Annotated in this window: 18 protein-coding genes and 1 tRNA gene; 10 read left to right on the top strand and 9 right to left on the bottom strand. The window is 70.1% G+C overall.

The window, feature by feature from the left end:
• Positions 1 to 20 precede the first annotated feature (20 nt).
• Positions 21 to 1742 carry a protein kinase gene (locus tag AB0912_RS01540; RefSeq protein ID WP_366695519.1) on the bottom strand — a complete coding sequence of 574 codons (1722 nt, stop codon included), beginning with the start codon at positions 1740 to 1742 and terminating at the stop codon, positions 21 to 23.
• Positions 1743 to 1871: 129 nt separating this feature from the next.
• On the bottom strand, positions 1872 to 2420 hold the full coding sequence (locus tag AB0912_RS01545; protein WP_366695521.1) for a DNA-binding protein: 549 nt from the start codon (positions 2418 to 2420) through the stop codon (positions 1872 to 1874).
• A 182-nt stretch (positions 2421 to 2602) separates the two neighbouring features.
• Between AB0912_RS01545 and AB0912_RS01550 the strand changes: the two genes are divergently transcribed.
• Together AB0912_RS01550 and AB0912_RS01555 are read left to right on the top strand one after the other, a co-directional pair.
• Positions 2603 to 2675 (top strand) — tRNA-Ala (locus AB0912_RS01550).
• 219 nt (positions 2676 to 2894) lie between these two features.
• Positions 2895 to 3818 carry an SDR family NAD(P)-dependent oxidoreductase gene (locus AB0912_RS01555; protein ID WP_366695523.1) on the top strand — a complete coding sequence of 308 codons (924 nt, stop codon included), beginning with the start codon at positions 2895 to 2897 and terminating at the stop codon, positions 3816 to 3818.
• A 36-nt stretch (positions 3819 to 3854) separates the two neighbouring features.
• Here the strand turns inward: AB0912_RS01555 and AB0912_RS01560 are convergent, their stop codons facing one another.
• The 3 genes from AB0912_RS01560 to AB0912_RS01570 all read right to left on the bottom strand — a co-directional run bounded on the left by AB0912_RS01560 (position 3855) and on the right by AB0912_RS01570 (position 6714).
• Positions 3855 to 4694 (bottom strand): helix-turn-helix transcriptional regulator, encoded by an 840-nt coding sequence (locus tag AB0912_RS01560; protein WP_366695525.1) that lies wholly within the window; start codon positions 4692 to 4694, stop codon positions 3855 to 3857.
• The gene (locus AB0912_RS01565) at positions 4691 to 5593 is read right to left on the bottom strand and encodes a helix-turn-helix transcriptional regulator (RefSeq protein ID WP_366695527.1); all 903 of its coding nucleotides are present in this window, start codon (positions 5591 to 5593) and stop codon (positions 4691 to 4693) included. Before AB0912_RS01565 ends, AB0912_RS01560 begins: the two co-directional genes overlap by 4 nt.
• Positions 5594 to 6012: 419 nt before the next feature.
• Positions 6013 to 6714, bottom strand: a complete 702-nt coding sequence (locus AB0912_RS01570) for a DUF5324 family protein (protein ID WP_366695716.1) — start codon at positions 6712 to 6714, stop codon at positions 6013 to 6015.
• Positions 6715 to 7103: 389 nt separating this feature from the next.
• Here AB0912_RS01570 and AB0912_RS01575 point away from each other — a divergent pair, with 389 nt between their 5' ends.
• Positions 7104 to 7637 carry a peptidylprolyl isomerase gene (locus AB0912_RS01575; RefSeq protein WP_366695529.1) on the top strand — a complete coding sequence of 178 codons (534 nt, stop codon included), beginning with the start codon at positions 7104 to 7106 and terminating at the stop codon, positions 7635 to 7637.
• A 137-nt stretch (positions 7638 to 7774) separates the two neighbouring features.
• Positions 7775 to 8680 carry a rhomboid family intramembrane serine protease gene (locus AB0912_RS01580; protein WP_366695531.1) on the top strand — a complete coding sequence of 302 codons (906 nt, stop codon included), beginning with the start codon at positions 7775 to 7777 and terminating at the stop codon, positions 8678 to 8680.
• A gap of 289 nt (positions 8681 to 8969) precedes the next feature.
• On the opposite strand, the gene crgA is transcribed toward AB0912_RS01580, so the two are convergent.
• Positions 8970 to 9224 (bottom strand): cell division protein CrgA, encoded by a 255-nt coding sequence (crgA, locus tag AB0912_RS01585; RefSeq protein WP_266760634.1) that lies wholly within the window; start codon positions 9222 to 9224, stop codon positions 8970 to 8972.
• Between the two features lie 142 nt (positions 9225 to 9366).
• Between crgA and AB0912_RS01590 the strand changes: the two genes are divergently transcribed.
• The 6 genes from AB0912_RS01590 to AB0912_RS01615 all read left to right on the top strand — a co-directional run bounded on the left by AB0912_RS01590 (position 9367) and on the right by AB0912_RS01615 (position 14152).
• Complete coding sequence (locus AB0912_RS01590; RefSeq protein WP_366695533.1) at positions 9367 to 10146, top strand: DUF881 domain-containing protein; 780 nt, start codon at positions 9367 to 9369, stop codon at positions 10144 to 10146.
• Between the two features lie 68 nt (positions 10147 to 10214).
• Entirely contained in the window at positions 10215 to 10976 is a 762-nt protein-coding gene (locus AB0912_RS01595) for a class E sortase (protein WP_366695535.1), read from the top strand.
• A gap of 31 nt (positions 10977 to 11007) precedes the next feature.
• Complete coding sequence (locus AB0912_RS01600; RefSeq protein WP_366695537.1) at positions 11008 to 11169, top strand: hypothetical protein; 162 nt, start codon at positions 11008 to 11010, stop codon at positions 11167 to 11169.
• The gene (locus AB0912_RS01605) at positions 11166 to 11804 is read left to right on the top strand and encodes an aminodeoxychorismate/anthranilate synthase component II (RefSeq protein WP_366695539.1); all 639 of its coding nucleotides are present in this window, start codon (positions 11166 to 11168) and stop codon (positions 11802 to 11804) included. Before AB0912_RS01600 ends, AB0912_RS01605 begins: the two co-directional genes overlap by 4 nt.
• A complete protein-coding gene (locus AB0912_RS01610; RefSeq protein WP_366695541.1) occupies positions 11801 to 13237 on the top strand; it encodes a class E sortase in 1437 nt (478 codons plus the stop codon). The genes AB0912_RS01605 and AB0912_RS01610 overlap by 4 nt, the downstream gene beginning before the upstream one ends.
• 249 nt (positions 13238 to 13486) lie before the next feature.
• A complete protein-coding gene (locus AB0912_RS01615; protein WP_366695718.1) occupies positions 13487 to 14152 on the top strand; it encodes a class E sortase in 666 nt (221 codons plus the stop codon).
• A gap of 160 nt (positions 14153 to 14312) precedes the next feature.
• Here the strand turns inward: AB0912_RS01615 and pknB are convergent, their stop codons facing one another.
• The 3 genes from pknB to AB0912_RS01630 form a co-directional block, all read right to left on the bottom strand.
• Positions 14313 to 16316, bottom strand: coding sequence for a Stk1 family PASTA domain-containing Ser/Thr kinase (gene pknB, locus AB0912_RS01620; RefSeq protein WP_366695543.1), 2004 nt, complete (start codon positions 16314 to 16316; stop codon positions 14313 to 14315).
• 170 nt (positions 16317 to 16486) lie between these two features.
• The gene (locus AB0912_RS01625; RefSeq protein WP_366695545.1) at positions 16487 to 17959 is read right to left on the bottom strand and encodes a penicillin-binding transpeptidase domain-containing protein; all 1473 of its coding nucleotides are present in this window, start codon (positions 17957 to 17959) and stop codon (positions 16487 to 16489) included.
• The gene (locus AB0912_RS01630; protein ID WP_366695547.1) at positions 17956 to 19404 is read right to left on the bottom strand and encodes an FtsW/RodA/SpoVE family cell cycle protein; all 1449 of its coding nucleotides are present in this window, start codon (positions 19402 to 19404) and stop codon (positions 17956 to 17958) included. Before AB0912_RS01630 ends, AB0912_RS01625 begins: the two co-directional genes overlap by 4 nt.
• Between the last annotated feature and the right edge of the window lie 3 nt (positions 19405 to 19407).

Here is a 19407-nt window from a genome sequence, read left to right on the forward strand (position 1 = left end):
CCCGAGTCGGGTCAGCGCGCTCAGATCTGGGTCAGTGCCCAGCACCCCACCGCGAAACAGGCCAGCGCCAGCAACAGCATCGGAACGGCGATCTTCGCCGGCGGCCCTGGACGGGGCCGTGCGCGCCTTCTCCTGTGCCCTGGAACCGGCGCCGTTGGAAGTGGACCCTGCGGAGGTGGAACCTGCGCGGACCGAGCGGTGTATGAAGCAGTAGGGGCGTACGCGTGCTGGGGCATCCCGGCGGGCGGGGGAGCGAGCGGAGCCGGCACCGGCATCGACACGGGGATCGACACCGGTGTCGACGGGGGCGTCGGCGGCGGCGTCGGCGGTGGCAGGTGAAAGCTGCCGGTGTCGGACATCGAGGGGTGAGGAGAGGGAGGGGAGAGAGGCATGTGGAGGTTCGAGGCAGCGCCGGTCTCGGTGCTCGGAGTGACTCTGGGGTCGGTGCTTGGAGCCACGCCGGGGGTGGCGCTTGGAGTGACCCCGGCTTCATGGCCCGCGGCATCGCGGGGAGAGCTGTCTGTGCCGACCTCGGCCGGGATGGCTCCGGCCGAGGTGGCTCCGACCGGGGTGGCTTCGACCGGGGTGGCTTCGGCGGGGGTGACACCGAGAGAGGCGACCCCGGCAGGCGAGACTCCGGCTTGGGGGACCGGCTTCGCCTCTGGCTCTGGCTCTGGCGCTGGGGATGGTGCTGGCGCTGGGGATGGCGAGGGGACGGGCGCGAGGGCCGAGCCCGGGGCGGATGCGGGAGGGAAGACGGGACCGGGGTCAGGACCGAGATGCGCTGCCGTGCTGTCCGGATGCCCCGGGGAGAACAGAGCCGCCGGATGGGCTCCCTGAGTCTCCGAGGGCGACCCCTTTCCGAGGGGCCCCTCCGGTCCGAACCCCTCGGGCAGCGGCCCGAGTTGGTCGAACACCTCGATCAGCTCGTCGTCGGGGCCGGGCTCGGGGAGTAGTTCGGCGGCAGCGGCCAGCGCCTTGCGTGCACCGGTGGCGGTACGGAATCGCGCGTCGGGATCGGGCTGGAGAAGCGTCGCCACCACCTGCCACAGGGGCTCGGGTATGCCCCGGGGAGCGGGCGGTGTGCCGTGCTCGGCGAAGTACTCGATCAGCGCCTTGGCATCCGGCCGGGCGCCTTCCAGGAGGTAGAGGGCGACCAGACCCACGGCGAACAGATCAGCGGGGAAGTCGGGCTCGGAGCCCAGGATCTGCTCGGGAGCGAAGTAACCGGGCGTTCCCACCACGTAGTTGGTCTCGGTGAGCCGGGGCTCGCCGAGCCGCATCGCGATGCCGAAGTCGGACAGCCGCAGCCGCGGCCGGCCCGTCCCGGTGGCTTCGAGGAGCACGTTGGCGGGCTTGATGTCGCGGTGTACGACGCCTTCCGCGTGCACGGAGGCGAGGCCCGCGAGGAGCTGGTCGATCAGTGTGCGGACGAAGAGGGGAGGCAGTGGACCGTAGTCGTTGACCAAGTGCACCAGGGAGCCCCCGGCGACCAGGTCCATGGTGAACAGGACCTTCTCGTCGTCGGCGGCCCAGCTCGCCGGAGCCAGCACATGCGGATGATCGATGCGTAGCGCCTGCTCGCGGACGAAGCGCAACAAGGCGTGTGCGTCGCTCTGTTGAAGCACCTTGGCGGCGACATAGCGGCGTCGCCGGTGGTCCCAGGCGCGCCAGACGGCGCCGACTCCCCCGCGCCCGATCGGGTCGACCAGTTCGTACCGGCCTGCGAAGACCTCACCCATGGTCGTGCGTCGCTCCCCTTCGGCGGTCGCTCCGGAGACCTCTTCCGAGGTGCCCGGCTGCCTGACGTGCGGCGGCTTGAAGGTCCTACGGGCCTTGAGCGGCCGGGTGTTGGGCGGCCGGGCGGCTGCTCAGCTCTGGTGGGACTGGTAGTGCGCGACCGCGTCCGAGGTGCGGCCGGCGCCGTAGACCCGGAGGAACTCGGCCAGTTCCGGGTGGGTCGGGGAGAGGGTGTCCGCCGCGTCGATGATGTCTCCGGCGGCGGCGACCGACCGCAGCAGCGACTGGATCTCCCGGACCACGCGCTTGACCGTCGGGGCACCCGAACTGGTCGTGGACTGCGTGGTGTTGCTGAGCACCGATCCCCCCTGGGACTTCTTGATCTCGTCCATCCGCTCGGTCGCCTCGGCGGCGCTGACGCTGCCGTCCGCGACCTGTGCGGCCAGATCCTGGAGGAGCTGGACGCGCTGGACCACCGCGGGATTGCCGATCTTGGCCCGCTGACCGCTCATCAACTGCGACAGCATGGGAGCGGACAGCCCCAGCACCCCGGCAAGACGGGCCTGATTGAGGCCCAGGTCTTCTATGAGCCTACGGAAGAGCGCCCCCAGCGGCTCCCCGTACCAGTTCCGCTGCAGCTCCCGGGCTCTCGCGGTTGCTTCCTGCTGTGCGGCGTCCATTTGCGTCTCCCCATCGCTTCCCCAAGTACCGCGGTTCGCTGTCGCGAACCACGTCGAGCATCTTACGGAGAGTGGTCGCCCACGGGGACCCCCAATCTTTTGCCGGATCCCGGGGGTGACCCGGTACTCTGGTCTGCGGCGCCCGTCGACAGGTGGTTCCTGTGGCCGGACGCTTCTCTTTCGGGGCCTTAGCTCAGTTGGTAGAGCGCTGTCTTTGCATGGCAGATGTCAGGGGTTCGACTCCCCTAGGCTCCACGGAAGGAATGCCCTTCCGACCTGCGGAAACGTGGGTCGGAAGGGCATTTTTCGTGACCGTCGGCCGGTGCGAGGGGCCGGACCCTGAGGTCACCCTGCGCCGGGCTTATTCCCGGGGTGGCACTGGCCCTCTCCCCCTTGGCAGAGCACTGGCCCGGGCCGGGAGGCGGATCGATGGTGGAGGAGCGCGTTCACCGTCCCTACCTGAGGAAATGTTCCATGGCTCTGCTCACCACGCCCTTCGACCGCGAGTCCACCACCGACGACGTCCTCAAAGGCGTCTCGCTGGCCGGCAAGCGGGCTGTCGTCACGGGGGCCACCTCCGGTCTCGGCACGGAGACCGCCCGGGCGCTCGCCTCCGCGGGCGCCGAGGTCGTCCTCGCCGCCCGTCGGCCCGAAGCCGCCGGTGAGACGGCCGCCGAGATCACCCGCACCACGGGAAACCCGATGGTCAGCGCACGTGCGCTCGACCTCGCCGACCTGCGCTCCGTGCGCGCCTTCACCGACGCCTGGACGGGCCCGCTGCACATGCTCGTCAACAACGCGGCGATCATGGCGCTCCCCGAGCCGGACCGCACCCCGGAGGGCCGCGAGCTGCAGTTCGGCACGAACTACCTGGGGCACTTCGCGCTCACCCTGGGACTCCACCCGGCGCTCGCCGCCGCCGGGGGTGCGCGGATCGTCTCGGTCAGCTCCAGCGGGCACCTCATGTCACCGGTGATCTTCGACGACCTCGACTACCGCTTCCGGCCGTACGACCCCTGGTCGGCGTACGGGCAGTCGAAGACCGCGGACATCCTGCTCGCCGTCGAGGCGGACCGGCGCTGGTCCGGTGAGGGAATCCGCGCCAACGCCCTGAACCCCGGTGCCATCGCCACCAATCTTCAGCGGCACACCGGTGGTCTGCGCACCCCCGACCACCTGCGCAAGACCGTTCCCCAGGGGGCCGCGACCACTGTTCTGCTGGCCGCCTCGCCCCTGCTGGAGGGCATCGGCGGCCGGTACTTCGAGGACTGCGCGCAGTCCCCGGTGCTCCTCGAACGCCCCCAGGCCCTCGGGGTGAGTGGCGTCGCCCCCTACGCCCTCGACCTGAAGAACGCGGCGCGGCTGTGGCGTACGGGAGAGGAGCTGATCGGCGTATGAGTCCGGGGGGCGCTCGCGTGGTTGGAGCCGGGTCGCTCAGGGGTCCGGGGTCGCCTCGCGTACGAGCCGTCGCAGCGCCGCCTCGGAGGGGGTGCCCGGGGCGGCGGTGTGCACCACGAGGAGGGTGCCGGGCAGGCCCGGGACCGCGAAGCGCTGGTACTCCAGGCTCAGCGGACCCACGGCCGGGTGGTCGATCTCCACGGTGCCGCCGGGCGGCGGGCTCACCTCGTACCGCTCCCAGAGCGCACGGAACTGCGGTGAGGCGGACGCCAGTTCGTCGCGCAGGGCCCTGAGGCGGGGGTCGCCGGGAGCCTGGTCGGCGAAGGCCCGCAGCGAGGCGACGGCGCGGGCGAGGAGTTCGGGGGCGTTGCGGTAGCGGCGGCGGACGCTGTCGCCGAGGAACGCGGCCCGCAGCAGGTTGACGCCGGGGCGGTAGAAGGGGGCGAGGGCGGTGGCCGGCGGGGTGGCGACCAGTACGTCCAGGTAGGCGTTCTGCACGACGGCCGGGACGTCGTTCCAGACGGTGAGCAACTGGCGCAGTCCCGCGGGCAGTCGGCCCGCCGCGTCGACGGGCCCGTTCGGGCCGTCCGGGGCCAGGCGTCCGGCCAGGCGGTGCAGGTGGCGGGTGGCCACCGGATCGAGTCGCAGCGCGCGGGCGAGCGCGTCGAGGATCTCGGGCGAGGGGTTGCGGTCCCGGCCCTGTTCGAGGCGGGTGTAGTAGTCGGGGCTGATGCCGGCGAGGGCGGCCAGTTCCTCGCGGCGCAGACCCGGCACGCCACGTCGGCCGGTCCCGGCCGGCACTCCGGCGCGGTCGGGGGTGAGCGCGTCGCGGCGGGCCCGCAGGAAGGCGCCGAGGGCGGGCGAAGGGGCGTTCATTCGGAAGGCCCCTCGGCGTGCGAGGCGGCATTTGGGGCGTCGTGCGGGGCCGCGTTCGAGGTGACGTGCGAGGTGCCGTTCGCGGAGGCGGTGAGCGAGGCGAGGAGCGACGCTTCCCGGCTGCCGGGCGGAGCGTGGTAGACGACGAGGACCTGTCCCTCGTCGGGCAGGACGGTCAGCTTCTCGTAACGCAGGTCGAGGACGCCGAGCGTGGGGTGGAACAGGCGGGTGCCGCCCGTGGTGCGCGGGCGCACGTCGTGCCGGTCCCACAGACGTCTGAACTCCGGGCTTCCCGCGCGCAGTTCGGCGACGAGCCCGGCGAACCGCAGATCGGTGGGCACGGGCCCCGACCGGGCGCGCAGCGAGGCGACGACGGAGGCGCTGACGGCGTCCCAGTCGTCGTGGAGTTCACGGACCTGGTGGCCGAGGAAGGCGGCGCGCAGCAGGTTGACGCCGGTGCGATAGCTGGGCGAGAGCGCGGTGGCCAGCGGATTGGCGACCAGGACATCCTGGTAGCGGCCCTGGATGAAGGCGGGGGTGTCGGTGCGGCCGAGCACGAGCTGCCGTACGGGCTCGGGGACGGTCTCCGGCGCGTACGGCGACGACGGGCGGGCGGGGTGTCGGCCGAGGGCCAGGGCGTGCAGATGGGCGCGGGCGTCCGCGTCCAGCCGCAGGACCCCGGCGAGGGCGTCGGTCACCTGGGGCGAGGGGCGCCGGTCCTGCCCGCGTTCGAGGCGCAGGTAGTAGGCCGCGGAGATCCCGGCGAGCGTGGCGATCTCCTCCCGGCGCAGCCCCGGCAGCCGGCGGCGCGACGAGGCGACGAGACCCACGTCCTCGGGCCGGACGAGGGCCCGACGCGCACGCAGGAACTCACCGAGGGGACCGGGGGACGACACCACTCGTCCACGGTAGCCGTCCCGGCGGGCCGGCCCGCCGGGACGGCGTTTCATTTGTTTCTGCAAACCCTGGCTGCGAGCAAAGTGTCCGGAGCCGCCGACCGGGGATCAGTGGCCCGGCTTGCCGAGCCGGCCGGACGCCGATGCCCCGTGAAGTGGCCGGACATCGACGCCTGTGAGGTGGTGGGCGGCAGGCCGAGTGGCCTGAAGTGGTGGGCGGCGGTCGGCAGCGCCCGCCGGGCGTGGTCCGTTGACAGGATCTCCACGGAGGCTGCACACCAAGGGCGTTGCAAACGTCATCGGCATCAGGATGGGTGAAGGGGGCGGGCCGGGCGGGCTTCGATGTTCCACGTGAAACATCGCGGCGGGGCAGGAGACGTTCAAGTCTCCTGCCCCGCCGCGATGTTGTGAGCCGGCCGGGATCAGCGCAGGTCGTCGCGCTCGGCCGCCTCTTCCTGGGCTTCCTTGACCTGGACCTCGGGGTCCAGGTCGGCCTGGCCGCTGCCGTCGACCGAGGTCAGACGCCCGGTCTCGGGCACCTCGGTGGCGGCCGGCGGTTCGACCAGCCAGTCCGGGTTGGCCTGCTTGTCCCACCACTTCCAGGCGGCGAAAGCACCACCCGCGAGCAGCCCCAGAATCGCCAGCCCCTTCACGGCGCGGCCGGCCTTCGCCCGCCGCTCGTGCTTGCGGACCAGCTTCTGGATCTCCTTCTGCGAGACCTGACCGCGCAGTGCGGCGATGGCCGCCGCGCCACGGGACGCGGCTTCCTCGCCGACGGGCTGGGCGGCCGCGACCGCCTGCTCGATCTTCGGCCTGGAATAGATGGCCGCCTGGCGAGCCGCCTTCCGGGTGCGGAAAGCGGCCTCCTGCGCGGCCTGGTCGACCTTCGGCGGAACGTGCGTGCGGGCTTGCTCAAGGCGCGGCGCGAGATGGGCGTCGTACTGCACACGGGCCTGCTCGGCGGCCTGGGTCACCTTCGGCGCGAGCCGAACGCGAGCCTCGGTCGCGTAGTACGCGGCCCTGTCCTTGGCGGTGTCGGCGTAGGGCGCCACCACTTCCGCGGCGTGCAGCACGCTGTCCTTCGCCGAGCCGGTCGCGGCGCGCACGCTGTCGATGCGGGTCACGGGTTCCTCCTCCTCGGTGGCGTACGTCGGGGGTTCGGGTACCCCCAAAGACACACAGTTCACCTTTCCACCCCTAGGGGGATCATGCCCGCCCGGCAGGGCCGGGGCATGTGAGGACGGGCATCCGGGTCACGGGTGGGAAATCCGGACGACGGGACCGCCTCAGCCGGTCAGGTGTCGATCACATGAGATAGCGGAAAAATACGGGCAACGGGAGCTTGTCGTCGACAATGCCACGGATCGTCGTGCCCCGCCCCCGTCCCGGAGGTACTCGGCCGGATTTTCGCAAGCCGATGCCCGGATGTTCGCCCGGAGGTGGCGGACGACGGTCCGGGGACCCCCGCCGTGCGAGGATCGGTCCGTCAAGAGAAGGCAACGGAAGGCAGATCGTGGCCGAGCAGCTTTACGCCACCCTGAAGACCAACCAAGGCGACATCGAGATCCGGCTCCTGCCGAACCACGCGCCCAAGACGGTCCGGAACTTCGTCGAGCTCGCCAGGGGTGAGCGTGAGTGGGTCAACCCGGAGACGGGTGCGAAGTCCAGCGACAGGCTGTACGACGGCACGGTCTTCCACCGGGTGATCAGCGGCTTCATGATCCAGGGCGGCGACCCCCTCGGCAACGGCACCGGCGGCCCCGGCTACCAGTTCGAGGACGAGTTCCACCCCGACCTGTCCTTCAACAAGCCCTACCTGCTCGCCATGGCCAACGCCGGCCCGGGCACCAACGGCTCGCAGTTCTTCATCACCGTCTCCCCGACGGCGTGGCTGACCCGCAAGCACACCATCTTCGGCGAGATCACGGACGCGGCCAGCCAGAAGGTCGTGGACGCCATCGCCGCCACGCAGACCAACCCGCGCACCGACCGGCCGGTCAACGACGTCGTCATCGAGTCGGTCGTCGTGGAGACCCGCGAGGGCTGAGCCCGCCCGGCGCGCCCGCTCCGACCCCGGGGAACCAAACGCCCCGTTCATCCGTAAGGATGGGCGGGGCGGTGCGCTGTGTGCACGGACCCGGTGTGAGCAGGTGCGAGCCGCCGTACGGAGATTGAGGGGACCCCATGGACCAGCCGCCCGGCAGCCCGCAGGGGCCGCGGGACCAGGGATCGCAGGGCGCGCACGCGCTGCCCACCTGCTATCGGCACCCGGAGCGCGAGACCGGCGTCCGCTGCACCCGCTGCGAGCGGCCGATCTGCCCCGACTGCATGGTCAGCGCCTCCGTCGGCTTCCAGTGCCCCGACTGCATCCGCGGCGGCTCCGGCACCGGTCACGCCCCGGCGGCCACCCAGCCCCGCACCATCGCGGGCGGCACGCTGGCCGGCGACCCGCGGCTGGTGACCAAGGTGCTGATCGGCCTGAACGTGGCCTTCTTCGTGGTCCAGCAGGTGGCAGGAGACGCCTTCACCGACCGCTTCACGCTCTTCGGCCGGGCGTTCCTCGCCGGTGAGATCCAGGGCGTGGCCGAGGGCCAGTGGTACCGGATGCTGACCTCGATGTTCCTGCACGGCAGCCCGGTCCACATCATCTTCAACATGCTCAGCCTGTGGTGGCTCGGCGGTCCGCTGGAGGCGGCCCTCGGCCGTGCCCGCTATCTCGCCCTCTACTTCGTCTCGGGCCTCGCGGGCAGCGCTCTCTCTTATCTGCTCGCCGCGCCCAACCAGCCCTCGCTCGGTGCCTCCGGCGCGATCTTCGGCCTGTTCGGGGCCACGGCGGTGCTGATGCGCCGGCTCAACTACGACATGCGTCCGATCATCGCCCTGCTGGTGATCAATCTGATCTTCACGTTCGGCTGGAGCGGCATCGCCTGGCAGGCGCACGTCGGTGGGCTCGTCGCCGGTGTGGTGGTCGGCTACGCGATGGTGCACGCGCCCCGCGAGCGGAGGAACCTCGTCCAGTACGGAGTGTGCGCGCTCTTCCTGGTCGTCATCGTCGGGACGGCGCTGCTCAGGACCGCGCAGCTCACCTGAGGACGGCTTCGGCTCAGGTGGGTCGTGACGTTGTCCACAGACTGTGGCGGATCTTGTGCAGACTGTGCGGGAACAACTGTGCCCCCTGTCGCTGACCCGTGTTTTCGCAGGTCGGACAGGGGGCGAACAGGTTTCCGGATCGCGGTAGGTCAGTCACACCGGCGTCAACCGCTGATGAGTTATCCACAGATCGTCTTTCTTTTCCACCTGTGGACAACTGCTGTGGATAACTCAGTGGATAGCCGTGGGCAGAGCTGTCGGCCGACTGCTCACCTGTGCGTGGAAGCGGTCACTTCCACTGCGTGGAGACACCGAATCCGGCCGCGATGAAGCCGAAGCCGACCACGATGTTCCAGTTGTCGAGGGCGTCGATCGGCAGGGAGCCGTCCGTCACGTAGAAGACGACGATCCAGGCGAGGCCGATGAGGAACATGGCCAGCATGACCGGGGCGACCCAGGTGTTGCTGGTCAGCTTGATGTTGGACGCCTGCTTCGCCGGGGGCGGCGTGTAGTCGGCCTTCTTGCGGATACGTGACTTCGGCACGAGGGTCTCTCCTGTCGATGCGCTGCGTGGCCGCGCAGGGAACTGGGGCGGGCTCCGGGGCAGCGTACAAGGGGACACTGAGTGCTCCCCCGGGCGTCCGTTAGCGTAGTGCTTCCGCGGCGCCTAAGGAGATAAGGGTACGTTGAGCAATTCCGCCGACTCCCCCGGGACGGGTACCACTCCTCCGGGTAAGCGCCGTTTCCGGCCCGTACGTGTCCTCACGGCGGGCGTCTTCGCCCTGGCCGGGCTCATCTTCTTCACCAGCTTCGACACGGCCAAGGGCACGAACATCCGCACGGACACGTCCCTGCTGAAACTCTCCGACCTGATCCAGGAGCGCAGCCACAAGAACGCGACGCTGGACGAGTCCAACGGCGCCCTGCGCGACGACGTGGACTCCCTCGCCGGACGGGAGAACGGCAGCAGCGAGGCCGAGGACGCCAAGCTCGCCGCCCTGGAGAAGCACGCGGGCACCCAGAAGCTCAAGGGCAAGGCCGTCACCGTCACGCTCAACGACGCCCCGCCGAACGCCACGGCCAAGCTGCCGGGCTACCCCGAGCCGCAGCCCGACTACCTCGTCATCCACCAGCAGGACCTCCAGGCGGTGGTGAACGCCCTCTGGCAGGGCGGCGCCCAGGGCATCAAGGTCATGGACCAGCGGCTGATCTCCACGAGCGCCGTGCGCTGCGTCGGCAACACCCTGATCCTCCAGGGCCGCGTCTACTCGCCCCCGTACAAGATCACCGCGATCGGTGACCCGGAGAAGCTCAAGGACGCGCTCGCCGCCTCCCCGGCGATCCAGAACTACATGGTCTACGTCAACGTCTACAGGCTCGGCTGGAAAGTCGAGGAGGACGGGACGGTGACTCTTCCCGGCTACTCGGGCACAGTGGATCTCCACTACGCGAAGCCCGTGGAGTAACCGCCCCCCGTCGCGGAGCGGTGGGCGAGGCCTGTTGAGCGAGCTGCCGCCGGGGGGACCTTGTGTCGGTGCGAGTGGTCGTCAGGACGGTCAGTGAACTGTGCGTCACGGTGGGCACCCTGATCGTGCTCTTCGTGGTCTACGTGCTGTTCTGGACAGGCGTGAGGGCCGACAGCGCGATGGACCACCAGATCGACGTCCTACAGAAACAGTGGTCCAGGGGCGCGGTCACCCGGACACCGGCCACCCCCGCGGACCCGGGGGATCCCTCGGCCTCCCCGGCCCCCTCCGGTTCGGCGGGCGCCCCGGCCGGCCCGGGCGCCGCGGCCTCCGCGACCCCGGAGGCGCCGGGCCCGTACGCCTACGGCGGTCCCTTCGCGGTGATGTACATCCCGCGGCTTGGTTTCACGTGGAACAAGCCCGTGCTCGAAGGCACCGCCACGGACGTCCTGAAGAAGGGGCTCGGCCACTACCGGGGCACCGCCCAGCTCGGCCAGGAGGGCAACTTCTCCGTCGCCGGCCACCGGCGCACGTACGGCGACCCCTTCAAGGACTTTCCGCGGCTGCGGCGCGGGGACGCGGTGGTGCTGACCGACGGGACGACCTGGTTCACGTATCGGATCGACAAAGGGCCCTACAAAACCGTGCCGTCGGACATTGAGGTGATCGACGCTGTGCCACGTAAGTCCGGGTACACGCGGCCGGGGCGCTATCTCACGCTGACCACGTGCGATCCGGAGTGGGGGCACAGCCACCGCCTGATCGTCTGGGCCCACCTCGACTCCACACAGCCTGTGGAGGCAGGGAAACCGGCGGCTCTGCGCCGTTAGTCTGTTGGCGTACGGCGACGGAAGGGACGGCATGTACGGCTGGATCTGGCGGCATCTGCCGGGGAGCGTCTGGGTGAAGGCCCTGGTCGCCCTCGTGCTCGTTCTGGCAGTGGTCTACGTCCTCTTCCAGTACGTCTTTCCGTGGGCCGAACCGCTGCTGCCCTTCAATGATGTGACGGTGGACAACCAGTGAGCACGCGCATCCTCGTCGTGGACAACTACGACAGCTTCGTCTTCAACCTGGTCCAGTACCTCTACCAGTTGGGCGCCGAGTGCGAGGTGCTGCGCAACGACGAGGTGTCGACCGCGCACGCCCAGGACGGCTTCGACGGCGTCCTCCTGTCCCCCGGCCCCGGCGCCCCCGAGCAGGCCGGCGTCTGTGTCGACATGGTTCGGCACTGTGCCGCCACCGGCGTCCCCGTCTTCGGCGTCTGCCTCGGCATGCAGTCGATGCAGGTGGCGTACGGCGGAGTGGTCGGCCGGGCCCCCGAGCTGCTGCACGGCAAGACCTCGCTCGTGGAGCACCAGGGCAAGGGCGTCTTCGCCGGCCTGCCCTCGCCGTTCACCGCGACCCGCTACCACTCCCTGGCCGCCGAGCCGGACACCGTACCGGCCGAGCTGGAGGTCACGGCCCGCACCCACGACGGCATCGTCATGGGGCTCAGACACCGCGAACTTGCCGTGGAGGGAGTGCAGTTCCATCCCGAGTCGGTGCTCACCGAGCACGGCCACCGGATGCTCGCCAACTGGTTGCACGAATGCGGTGACCGGGTCGCCGTGGCGAGGTCGGCGGGGCTCGCCCCGGTGGTGGGCAGGGCCACGGCGTGACCGCGCTGCGCCCCGAGCGCGACAGCTCCCCCTACGGCGGCGAGGCCGCGTACGGGGGCGCCGACGCGTTCGAGGGCGCGGGCACCCAGGTCTTCGGCGGCCCGGGCGCCTACGAGTCGGCGGTCGGCGGCCTCACCGATCCCCTGACGGACCCGCTGACTGGTCCCCTGACGGACCCGCTGACTGGTCCCCTGACGGACCCGCTGACTGGTCCCCTGACGGACCCGCTGACTGGTCCCCTGACGGACCCCTTGCCGGGGCAGTCGCGGGGCCTCACCGCCCCCCTGCCGGGCCAGTCCCGGGCCGACGGTCAGGGCCAGGGGCCCGGCCAGGTCTACGAGCAGGGTGGCGGCTTCCCGCCCGAGTGGTCCGCCGCCCCGCGCCAGTCACCACCCGCTCAGGCGTCCTACGCAGGCCAGGCGTCCGACCCGGACCAGGCGTCCCACGAGGACGCGGTCGCCGCGCTGCCGCGGGACGACGAGACGGTCGCGCTGCGGCTGGCCGATCTGCCGCGGACCGGTGCGGGAGGCTCCGCGGAGCCCTCCGGGGCCGGAGCCGGGAGGGGGGCGGCAACCGGGTCCGCGGCCGGGGGCGCTGGGGCGTCCGCGACCGGGGGCCGTGCGGCCCGCCGCAAGGCGGCCAGGCGCCGTGGACGGCACGGGGGAGCCCAGGAGCCCCACGAGCCCCAGGAGTCCGTCCAGGGGGCCGCTGAGGCCCCCCTGAGCCGGCTGGAGGCCCGGCGGGCGGCGCGGGCGCGCAAGCCCAGCGCGGGCGTCCTGGCGAGCCGGCTGATCGGCGAGGTCTTCATCACCACCGGCGTCGTCATGCTGCTGTTCGTGACCTACCAGCTCTGGTGGTCGAACGTGCGCGCCCACCAGCAGGCGGGCAGCGCCGCCCACCACCTCCAGCAGGACTGGGCGGACGGCAAGCGCAGCCCGGGGACGTTCTCGCCCGGTCAGGGCTTCGCCATCCTGCACATCCCGAAGCTGGACGTCGTCGCGCCGATCGCCGAGGGCATCAGCAAGACGAAGGTGCTCGACCGCGGCATGGTCGGCCACTACGGCGAGGGAGACCTCAAGACGGCGATGCCGGACGCCAAGACGGGCAACTTCGCGCTCGCCGGACACCGCAACACCCACGGGGAGCCGTTCCGCTACATCAACCGGCTCCAGCCCGGTGACGAGATCGTGGTCGAGACGCAGGACGACTACTACGTCTACAAGATGACGTCGATCCTTCCGGTCACGAGCCCGAGCAACACCAGCGTGCTCGACCCGGTCCCCAAGGGGTCCGGTTTCACGGCGCCGGGCCGCTACATCACACTGACCACCTGCACCCCCGAGTTCACCAGCAAGTACCGGATGATCGTCTGGGGCAAGATGGTCGAGGACCGGCCACGCGACAAGGGCAAACCGGACGCACTGGTCGGCTGACGGCTCGGCCGGCCCGCCGCAGGCGGGACCGCACGCGGGACCACAGGCCCGGCAGCACGTGAGGCACGCGGCCGGCAGCACGCAGGACACCAGCGGGACAGAACCAGACGGGGCGGATGAACAGTGGCAGCGAGCACCGACCACGACGAGCGCGCCGCATCGGACGCCGGACGCGGAGCCGGAACCCGGGCCGGCTCCGCGTCCGCCGGTGACGCGCCCGCGGGCCGCCGGCGCGTCGGCTGGTTCGCGATGACGGTCAGCGTCTTCGGTGAACTCCTCATCACCACGGGCCTCGTGCTCGGCCTCTTCGTCGTCTACTCGCTCTGGTGGACCAACGTCGTCGCCGACCGGGCCGCGCACCAGCAGGGCGACAAGGTCCGGGACAACTGGGCGCAGGGCAGGGGCCCCGGCGGCCCGGGCGCCCTGGACACCAAGGCCGGCATCGGCTTCCTGCACGTCCCGTCGATGCACAACGGAGAGGTGCTCGTCGAGAAGGGCACCTCGACGGACGTCCTCAACGACGGCGTGGCCGGCTACTACACGGACCCCGTCAAGTCGTCCCTCCCGATGACCGGCAAGAACGGCAACTTCACGCTCGCCGCGCACCGGGACGGCCACGGCGCCAAGTTCCACAACATCGACAAGGTCGCGAAGGGCGACGCGATCGTCTTCGAGACCAAGGACAAGTGGTACGTCTACAAGGTCTTCGGCATCCTCCCGGAGACCTCGAAGTACAACGTCGAGGTCCTCCAGACGGTCCCCAAGCAGTCCGGGAAGACGAAGCCGGGCCACTACATCACGCTGACCACCTGCACGCCGGTGTACACCTCCCGGTACCGCTACGTGGTCTGGGGCGAACTGGAGCGCGTGGACGAGGTCGACAGCGACCGGACGCCGCCGAAGGAACTGCGCTGACCCGGCGCCCACCTCGTACCACCAGCACCAGACCTCCCGTACGCCGGCACCGGCCCATGCACACCGGCACAGGCGCGCCCGGAGCGGCACAGAGGAAGGGCCCCGGCACTGTCGAGTGCCGGGGCCCTTCCCGTATACCGCCGTCCGCCGGCCGAAACCGCTATCCGCCGAAGTTCCCGCCGAGGAACCCGCCGTTGTCGCCGCCGCCGTTGTCGCCTCCGACGTTGACGGTCGTGAGTGTGACCGTCGTGTTGTCCGGGCTGTCGACCTGGCTGTTGCCGTTCGGGTCCTGACGGATCACCGTGGCGCCGTCGCCTCCGTCGCTGCCCGGGGCGAACTGGATGTTGTTGAAGCCCGCCTGCTGGAGGATCTGCTTCGCCTCGCCGACCTTCTTGCCGACGACGCTCGGCACGGCGGCCTGTTGCTGCTGCTTGGCCTTGCCGATCTGGATGGTCACCTTGGACCCGGGGTCCACCTTGTCGCCGGCTCCGGGCGTGGTGGCGACGACCTTGCCGACCAGGTTCTGGTCGTCGGTCTCGACCTCGGTGCACTCGCCCACGAGGTTGCCGGCCGTCATCTGTGCCTTGGCCTGGTCGCAGTTCTTGCCGGAGACGTCCGGGACGGTGGACTGCTTCTTCTCCCGGGCGACGGTCAGGGTGATCGTCGAGCCCTTCTCCACCTCTTCGCCGAGTTCCGGGTCCTGGTCCAGGACGGTACCCGGCTTCTCCGTGGACTCCTCGGACTTCGTCTCGACGTTGAACTCGTACTTGTCGCCCTCGAGGAGTTTCTTCGCCTTCTCCAGCGGCTCGCCCTTGACGCTCGGTACCGCGACCTTGGGAGCGCCCGTCGACACGACCACACTGATCGTGTCGCCCTTCTTCACCGTCGAGCCCAGCTCCGGGTCCTGGGAACAGACGTTGCCCTTCGGCTCCTTCTCGCACGGCTTGCGTGTGGGAGAGAGCTTCAGATCGCGGTTGTCCGCCATCTTCTGGGCGTCCTCGAACTTCTGGCTGACGAAATTGGGCACCTCGAAGGAGTCGTCGCCCCCGCCGTTGCCCCCGACGAGGTACTTGCCGATCAGGATCGCGCCGATCAGCACCAGGACACCCGCGACGACCAGCAGAATCGTCGAGGTGTTGTTCTTGCCGCTCTTCTGCCGACGCCGGTCCGGGCGGTCGTCGTAGCCGTAGCCGCCGTCGTCCGGGTTCATCGGCGGGAGCATCGACGTGGGCTGCGCGTCCGCGGAGCGCAGAGCCGTGGTCGCCTGGTCGTCGCCGTAACCGCCGTAGCCCACCGAGCCCATGGCGGCGGAGGCCGCGACGGGCTGGCCGTCGAGGCAGGCCTCGATGTCGGCGCGCATCTCGTCGGCGGACTGGTAGCGGTAGTCCGGGTCCTTGACCAGGGCCTTCAGCACGATCGCGTCCATCTCGGGCGTGATCTCGGGGTCGAAGGCGGACGGGGGCTGCGGCTCCTCGCGGACGTGCTGGTAGGCGACGGCCACCGGGGAGTCGCCCACGAAGGGCGGACGCACGGTCAGCAGCTCGTACAGCAGGCAGCCGGTGGAGTACAGGTCGGAGCGGGCGTCGACCTGCTCGCCCTTCGCCTGCTCCGGGGAGAGGTACTGGGCGGTGCCGATCACCGCGGCGGTCTGCGTCATCGTCATACCGGAGTCGCCCATGGCGCGGGCGATGCCGAAGTCCATGACCTTGACCTGGCCGTTGCGCGTCAGCATGACGTTGGCCGGCTTGATGTCACGGTGCACGATGCCCGCGCGGTGCGAGTACTCCAGGGCCTGGAGGATGCCGATGGTCATCTCCATCGACCGCTCGGGCAGCAGCCTGCGGCCGGAGTGCAGCAGCTCGCGCAGCGTGGACCCGTCGACGTACTCCATCACGATGTACGGGATGGAGGTGTTGTCGATGTAGTCCTCACCCGTGTCGTACACGGCGACGATCGCGGGATGGTTGAGCGAGGCGGCCGACTGGGCCTCCCGGCGGAACCGAGCCTGGAACGACGGGTCACGCGCGAGGTCGGCTCGCAGCGTCTTCACCGCCACCGTGCGCCCGAGCCGGGTGTCATGCGCGAGGTAGACCTCCGCCATGCCACCGCGGCCGAGCACGTGGCTCAGTTCGTACCGGCCGCCGAGGCGACGCGGCTCTTCCATAGCTACCTACCAGCCCTCTCCGTCGGTCCCGACCGCACCTTTGTGTGGTCCGGCGGTGTGCCGTCCGGGCATACCGTACCCGGATCGCCTTCTGTGACCTGGCCAAGACCGTCACCCGTGACAGGACCGGTATCGCAACGTGCACCGATGTGAAGGGGACGTGATCGGGGTCACTTCTTGCTGTCGATGACTGCCTTCATCACGTCCCTCGCGATGGGGGCGGCGAGGCCGCCACCGGAGATGTCGTCACGGTTGGCGCTGCCGTCCTCGACGACCACGGCCACCGCGACCGGCGAGCTGCCGTCCGGGAGCTTCACGTACGAGATGAACCAGGCGTACGGCTTCTCGCTGTTGTCGATGCCGTGCTGCGCGGTACCCGTCTTGCCGCCGACCGTGTAGCCCGGGATCGCGGCCCTGGTGCCGGTACCGCCCGGCTTGATCACCGTCTCCATCATCGACTGGAGGACCTGGGCGTTCTTCTCGCTGAGCGGCCGGCTCAGCTTCTCGGGGTCCGTGTGCTCGATGACGTCGAGGTTGTGGGTGCTCAGCTCGCTGACCATGTACGGCTTCATCAGGGTGCCGTCGTTGGCGACCGCGGAGGCCACCATCGCCATCTGGAGCGGGGTGGCGGCGGTGTTGTACTGGCCGATCGAGGACAGCGCGGTCTGCGACTTGTTCATGCCGTCGGAGAAGACCGAGGCGCTGGAGCGGACCGGAGTGAACTGCTCGGAGCCGAAGCCGAACTTCTTGGCCTCCTCCAGCATCTTGTCGTTGCCGAGGTCCGAGCCGATCTTGCCGAAGACGGTGTTGCAGGACACCTTGAGCGCGACGCGCAGGTTGGCGTTCTTGCAGGGCAGGTTGCCCTCGTTGGGCAGCTTGGTCGTGGTGCCCGGCATGGTCCACGGGTCCGGGGAGTCGGTGTTGGTGTCGGCGTCCGGGACGAGCCCGTTCTCCAGCGCGGCGGCGGCGGTGACGACCTTGAAGGTGGAGCCGGGCGGGTAGGTCTCGCGCAGCGCCCGGTTGAGCATCGGGTCGTCGGGGTCGTTCTTCTTCTGGAGGCTGTTCCAGGCCTTCGCGTCCGCGTTGGTGTTGCCGGCGAACGACGACGGGTCGTACGAGGGTGTCGAGGCCAGCGCCAGGATCGCGCCCGTCTTCGGGTCGATCGCGGCGACGGCGCCCTTCTTGTCGCCGAGGCCCTCGAAGGCGGCCTTCTGCGCGGCGCCGTTCAGGGTGGTGACGACGTTGCCGCCCTGCTTCTTCTTGCCCGTGATCATGTCGAGCGTGTTCCGGAAGAAGAGCCGGTCGTCGTTGCCGGTGAGGATGCCGTCGTTGAGGTTCTCCAACTGGCTGGCGCCGAAGGCCTGGGAGACGTAGCCCGTGACGGGAGCCCACATGGGGCCGTTCTTGTAGCTCCGCTTGTACGCGAAGTCGCTGCTGGCGGATTTCGTGGACCCGGTGATCGGGTTGCCGTCCACGATGATGTCGCCCCGCGGCGTGGCGTAGCGCTCGATGGTGACCCGGCGGTTCTTCGGGTCGGTCCGCAGCTCGTCCGCCTTGACGTACTGGAGCCAGTTGTCGCGGATGAGCAGGGCGAGCACGAGCAGTCCGCAGAAGAGCGCGATCCGGCGCAGGGGCTTGTTCACGGTCGGACCACCTGGGTCATCTCGGCGTCGGGGCTGGGGGCGGGGGCGGGGGCCGGCCGGCGGGCGGTGTCGCTGATGCGGATCAGGATGGCGATCAGAGCCCAGTTGGCGATGACCGAGGAACCGCCGGAGGCGAGGAACGGCATGGTCATACCGGTCAGCGGGATCAGGCCCATGACGCCGCCGGCGACCACGAAGACCTGGAGTCCGAAGGCGCCGGACAGACCGACGGCGAGGAGCTTGCCGAACGGGTCGCGCGCGGCGAGGGCGGTACGGATGCCGCGTTCCACGACCAGGCCGTAGATCAGCAGGATCGCCATGATGCCGGCCAGGCCCAGCTCCTCGCCGAACGTGGCGAGGATGAAGTCGGAGTTGGCGGCGAACTTGATCAGCTCGGAGTGGCCCTGGCCGAGACCGGTGCCGAGGGTCCCGCCGGAGCCGAACGCCCACAGCGCCTGCATGGCCTGCTCGGAGTGGACGACACCGTCCCGGACGCCGGACTGGCTGAGCATGTACTCGTGCATCGGGTCGAGCCAGGCCTGCACACGGGTCTGGACGTGCGGTTCGAAGCTCGCCACGCCCACCGCGCCGGCCGCGGACATCAGCAGACCGAAGACGATCCAGCTGGTCCGCTCGGTGGCGACGTACAGCATGATGACGAACATTCCGAAGAACAGCAGCGACGTACCGAGGTCGGTCTCGAACACCAGGATGAGGATCGAGATGAACCAGACGACCAGGATCGGGCCGAGGTCGCGGCCGCGCGGCAGGTAGAGGCCCATGAAGCGGCGGCTGGCGAGGGCCAGCGCGTCCCGCTTGACCATCAGGTAGCCGGCGAAGAAGACGGCCAGCACGATCTTCGCGAACTCACCGGGCTGGATGGAGAACCCGGCGACGGAGATCCAGATCTTGGCGCCGTAGGTGATGTTGGCGCCGAGGCCGGGGACCAGCGGCAGCAGCAGCAGGACCAGCGCGCCGACCATGGAGATGTAGGTGTAGCGCTGTAGGACGCGGTGGTCCTTGAGGAAGATCAGCACGACGACGAACAGGGCGATGGCCAGCGCGGTGTACAGGAGCTGGCGGGGCGCCGCGTGCCCGGCCTGGCCGACCGACTGGAGCAGCTTGGACTGGTCGAGTCGCCAGATGACGACCAGCCCGAGCCCGTTCAGCAGCGTGGCCAGCGGCAGCAGCAGCGGGTCCGCGTACGGGGCGAACTTCCGTACGACGAGATGGGCGACGCCGGCCAGCAGGCCGAGGCCCAGGCCGTAGCCCAGCAGCCCGGCGGGCACCTGGTCGTCGATGGCGAGGCCCACGTTGGCGTAGGCGAACACCGGGATGACGACGGCGAACACCAGCAAGGCCAGTTCGGTGTTGCGCCGGCTCGGTGCGCCGATCGATCCGATCGTGGACGTGTGGTGCGTCGACGTGTTCGTACTGCTGCTCATCGT

It is taken from the genome of Streptomyces sp. NPDC007084, from assembly GCF_040703595.1.
Lineage (GTDB): Bacteria > Actinomycetota > Actinomycetes > Streptomycetales > Streptomycetaceae > Streptomyces.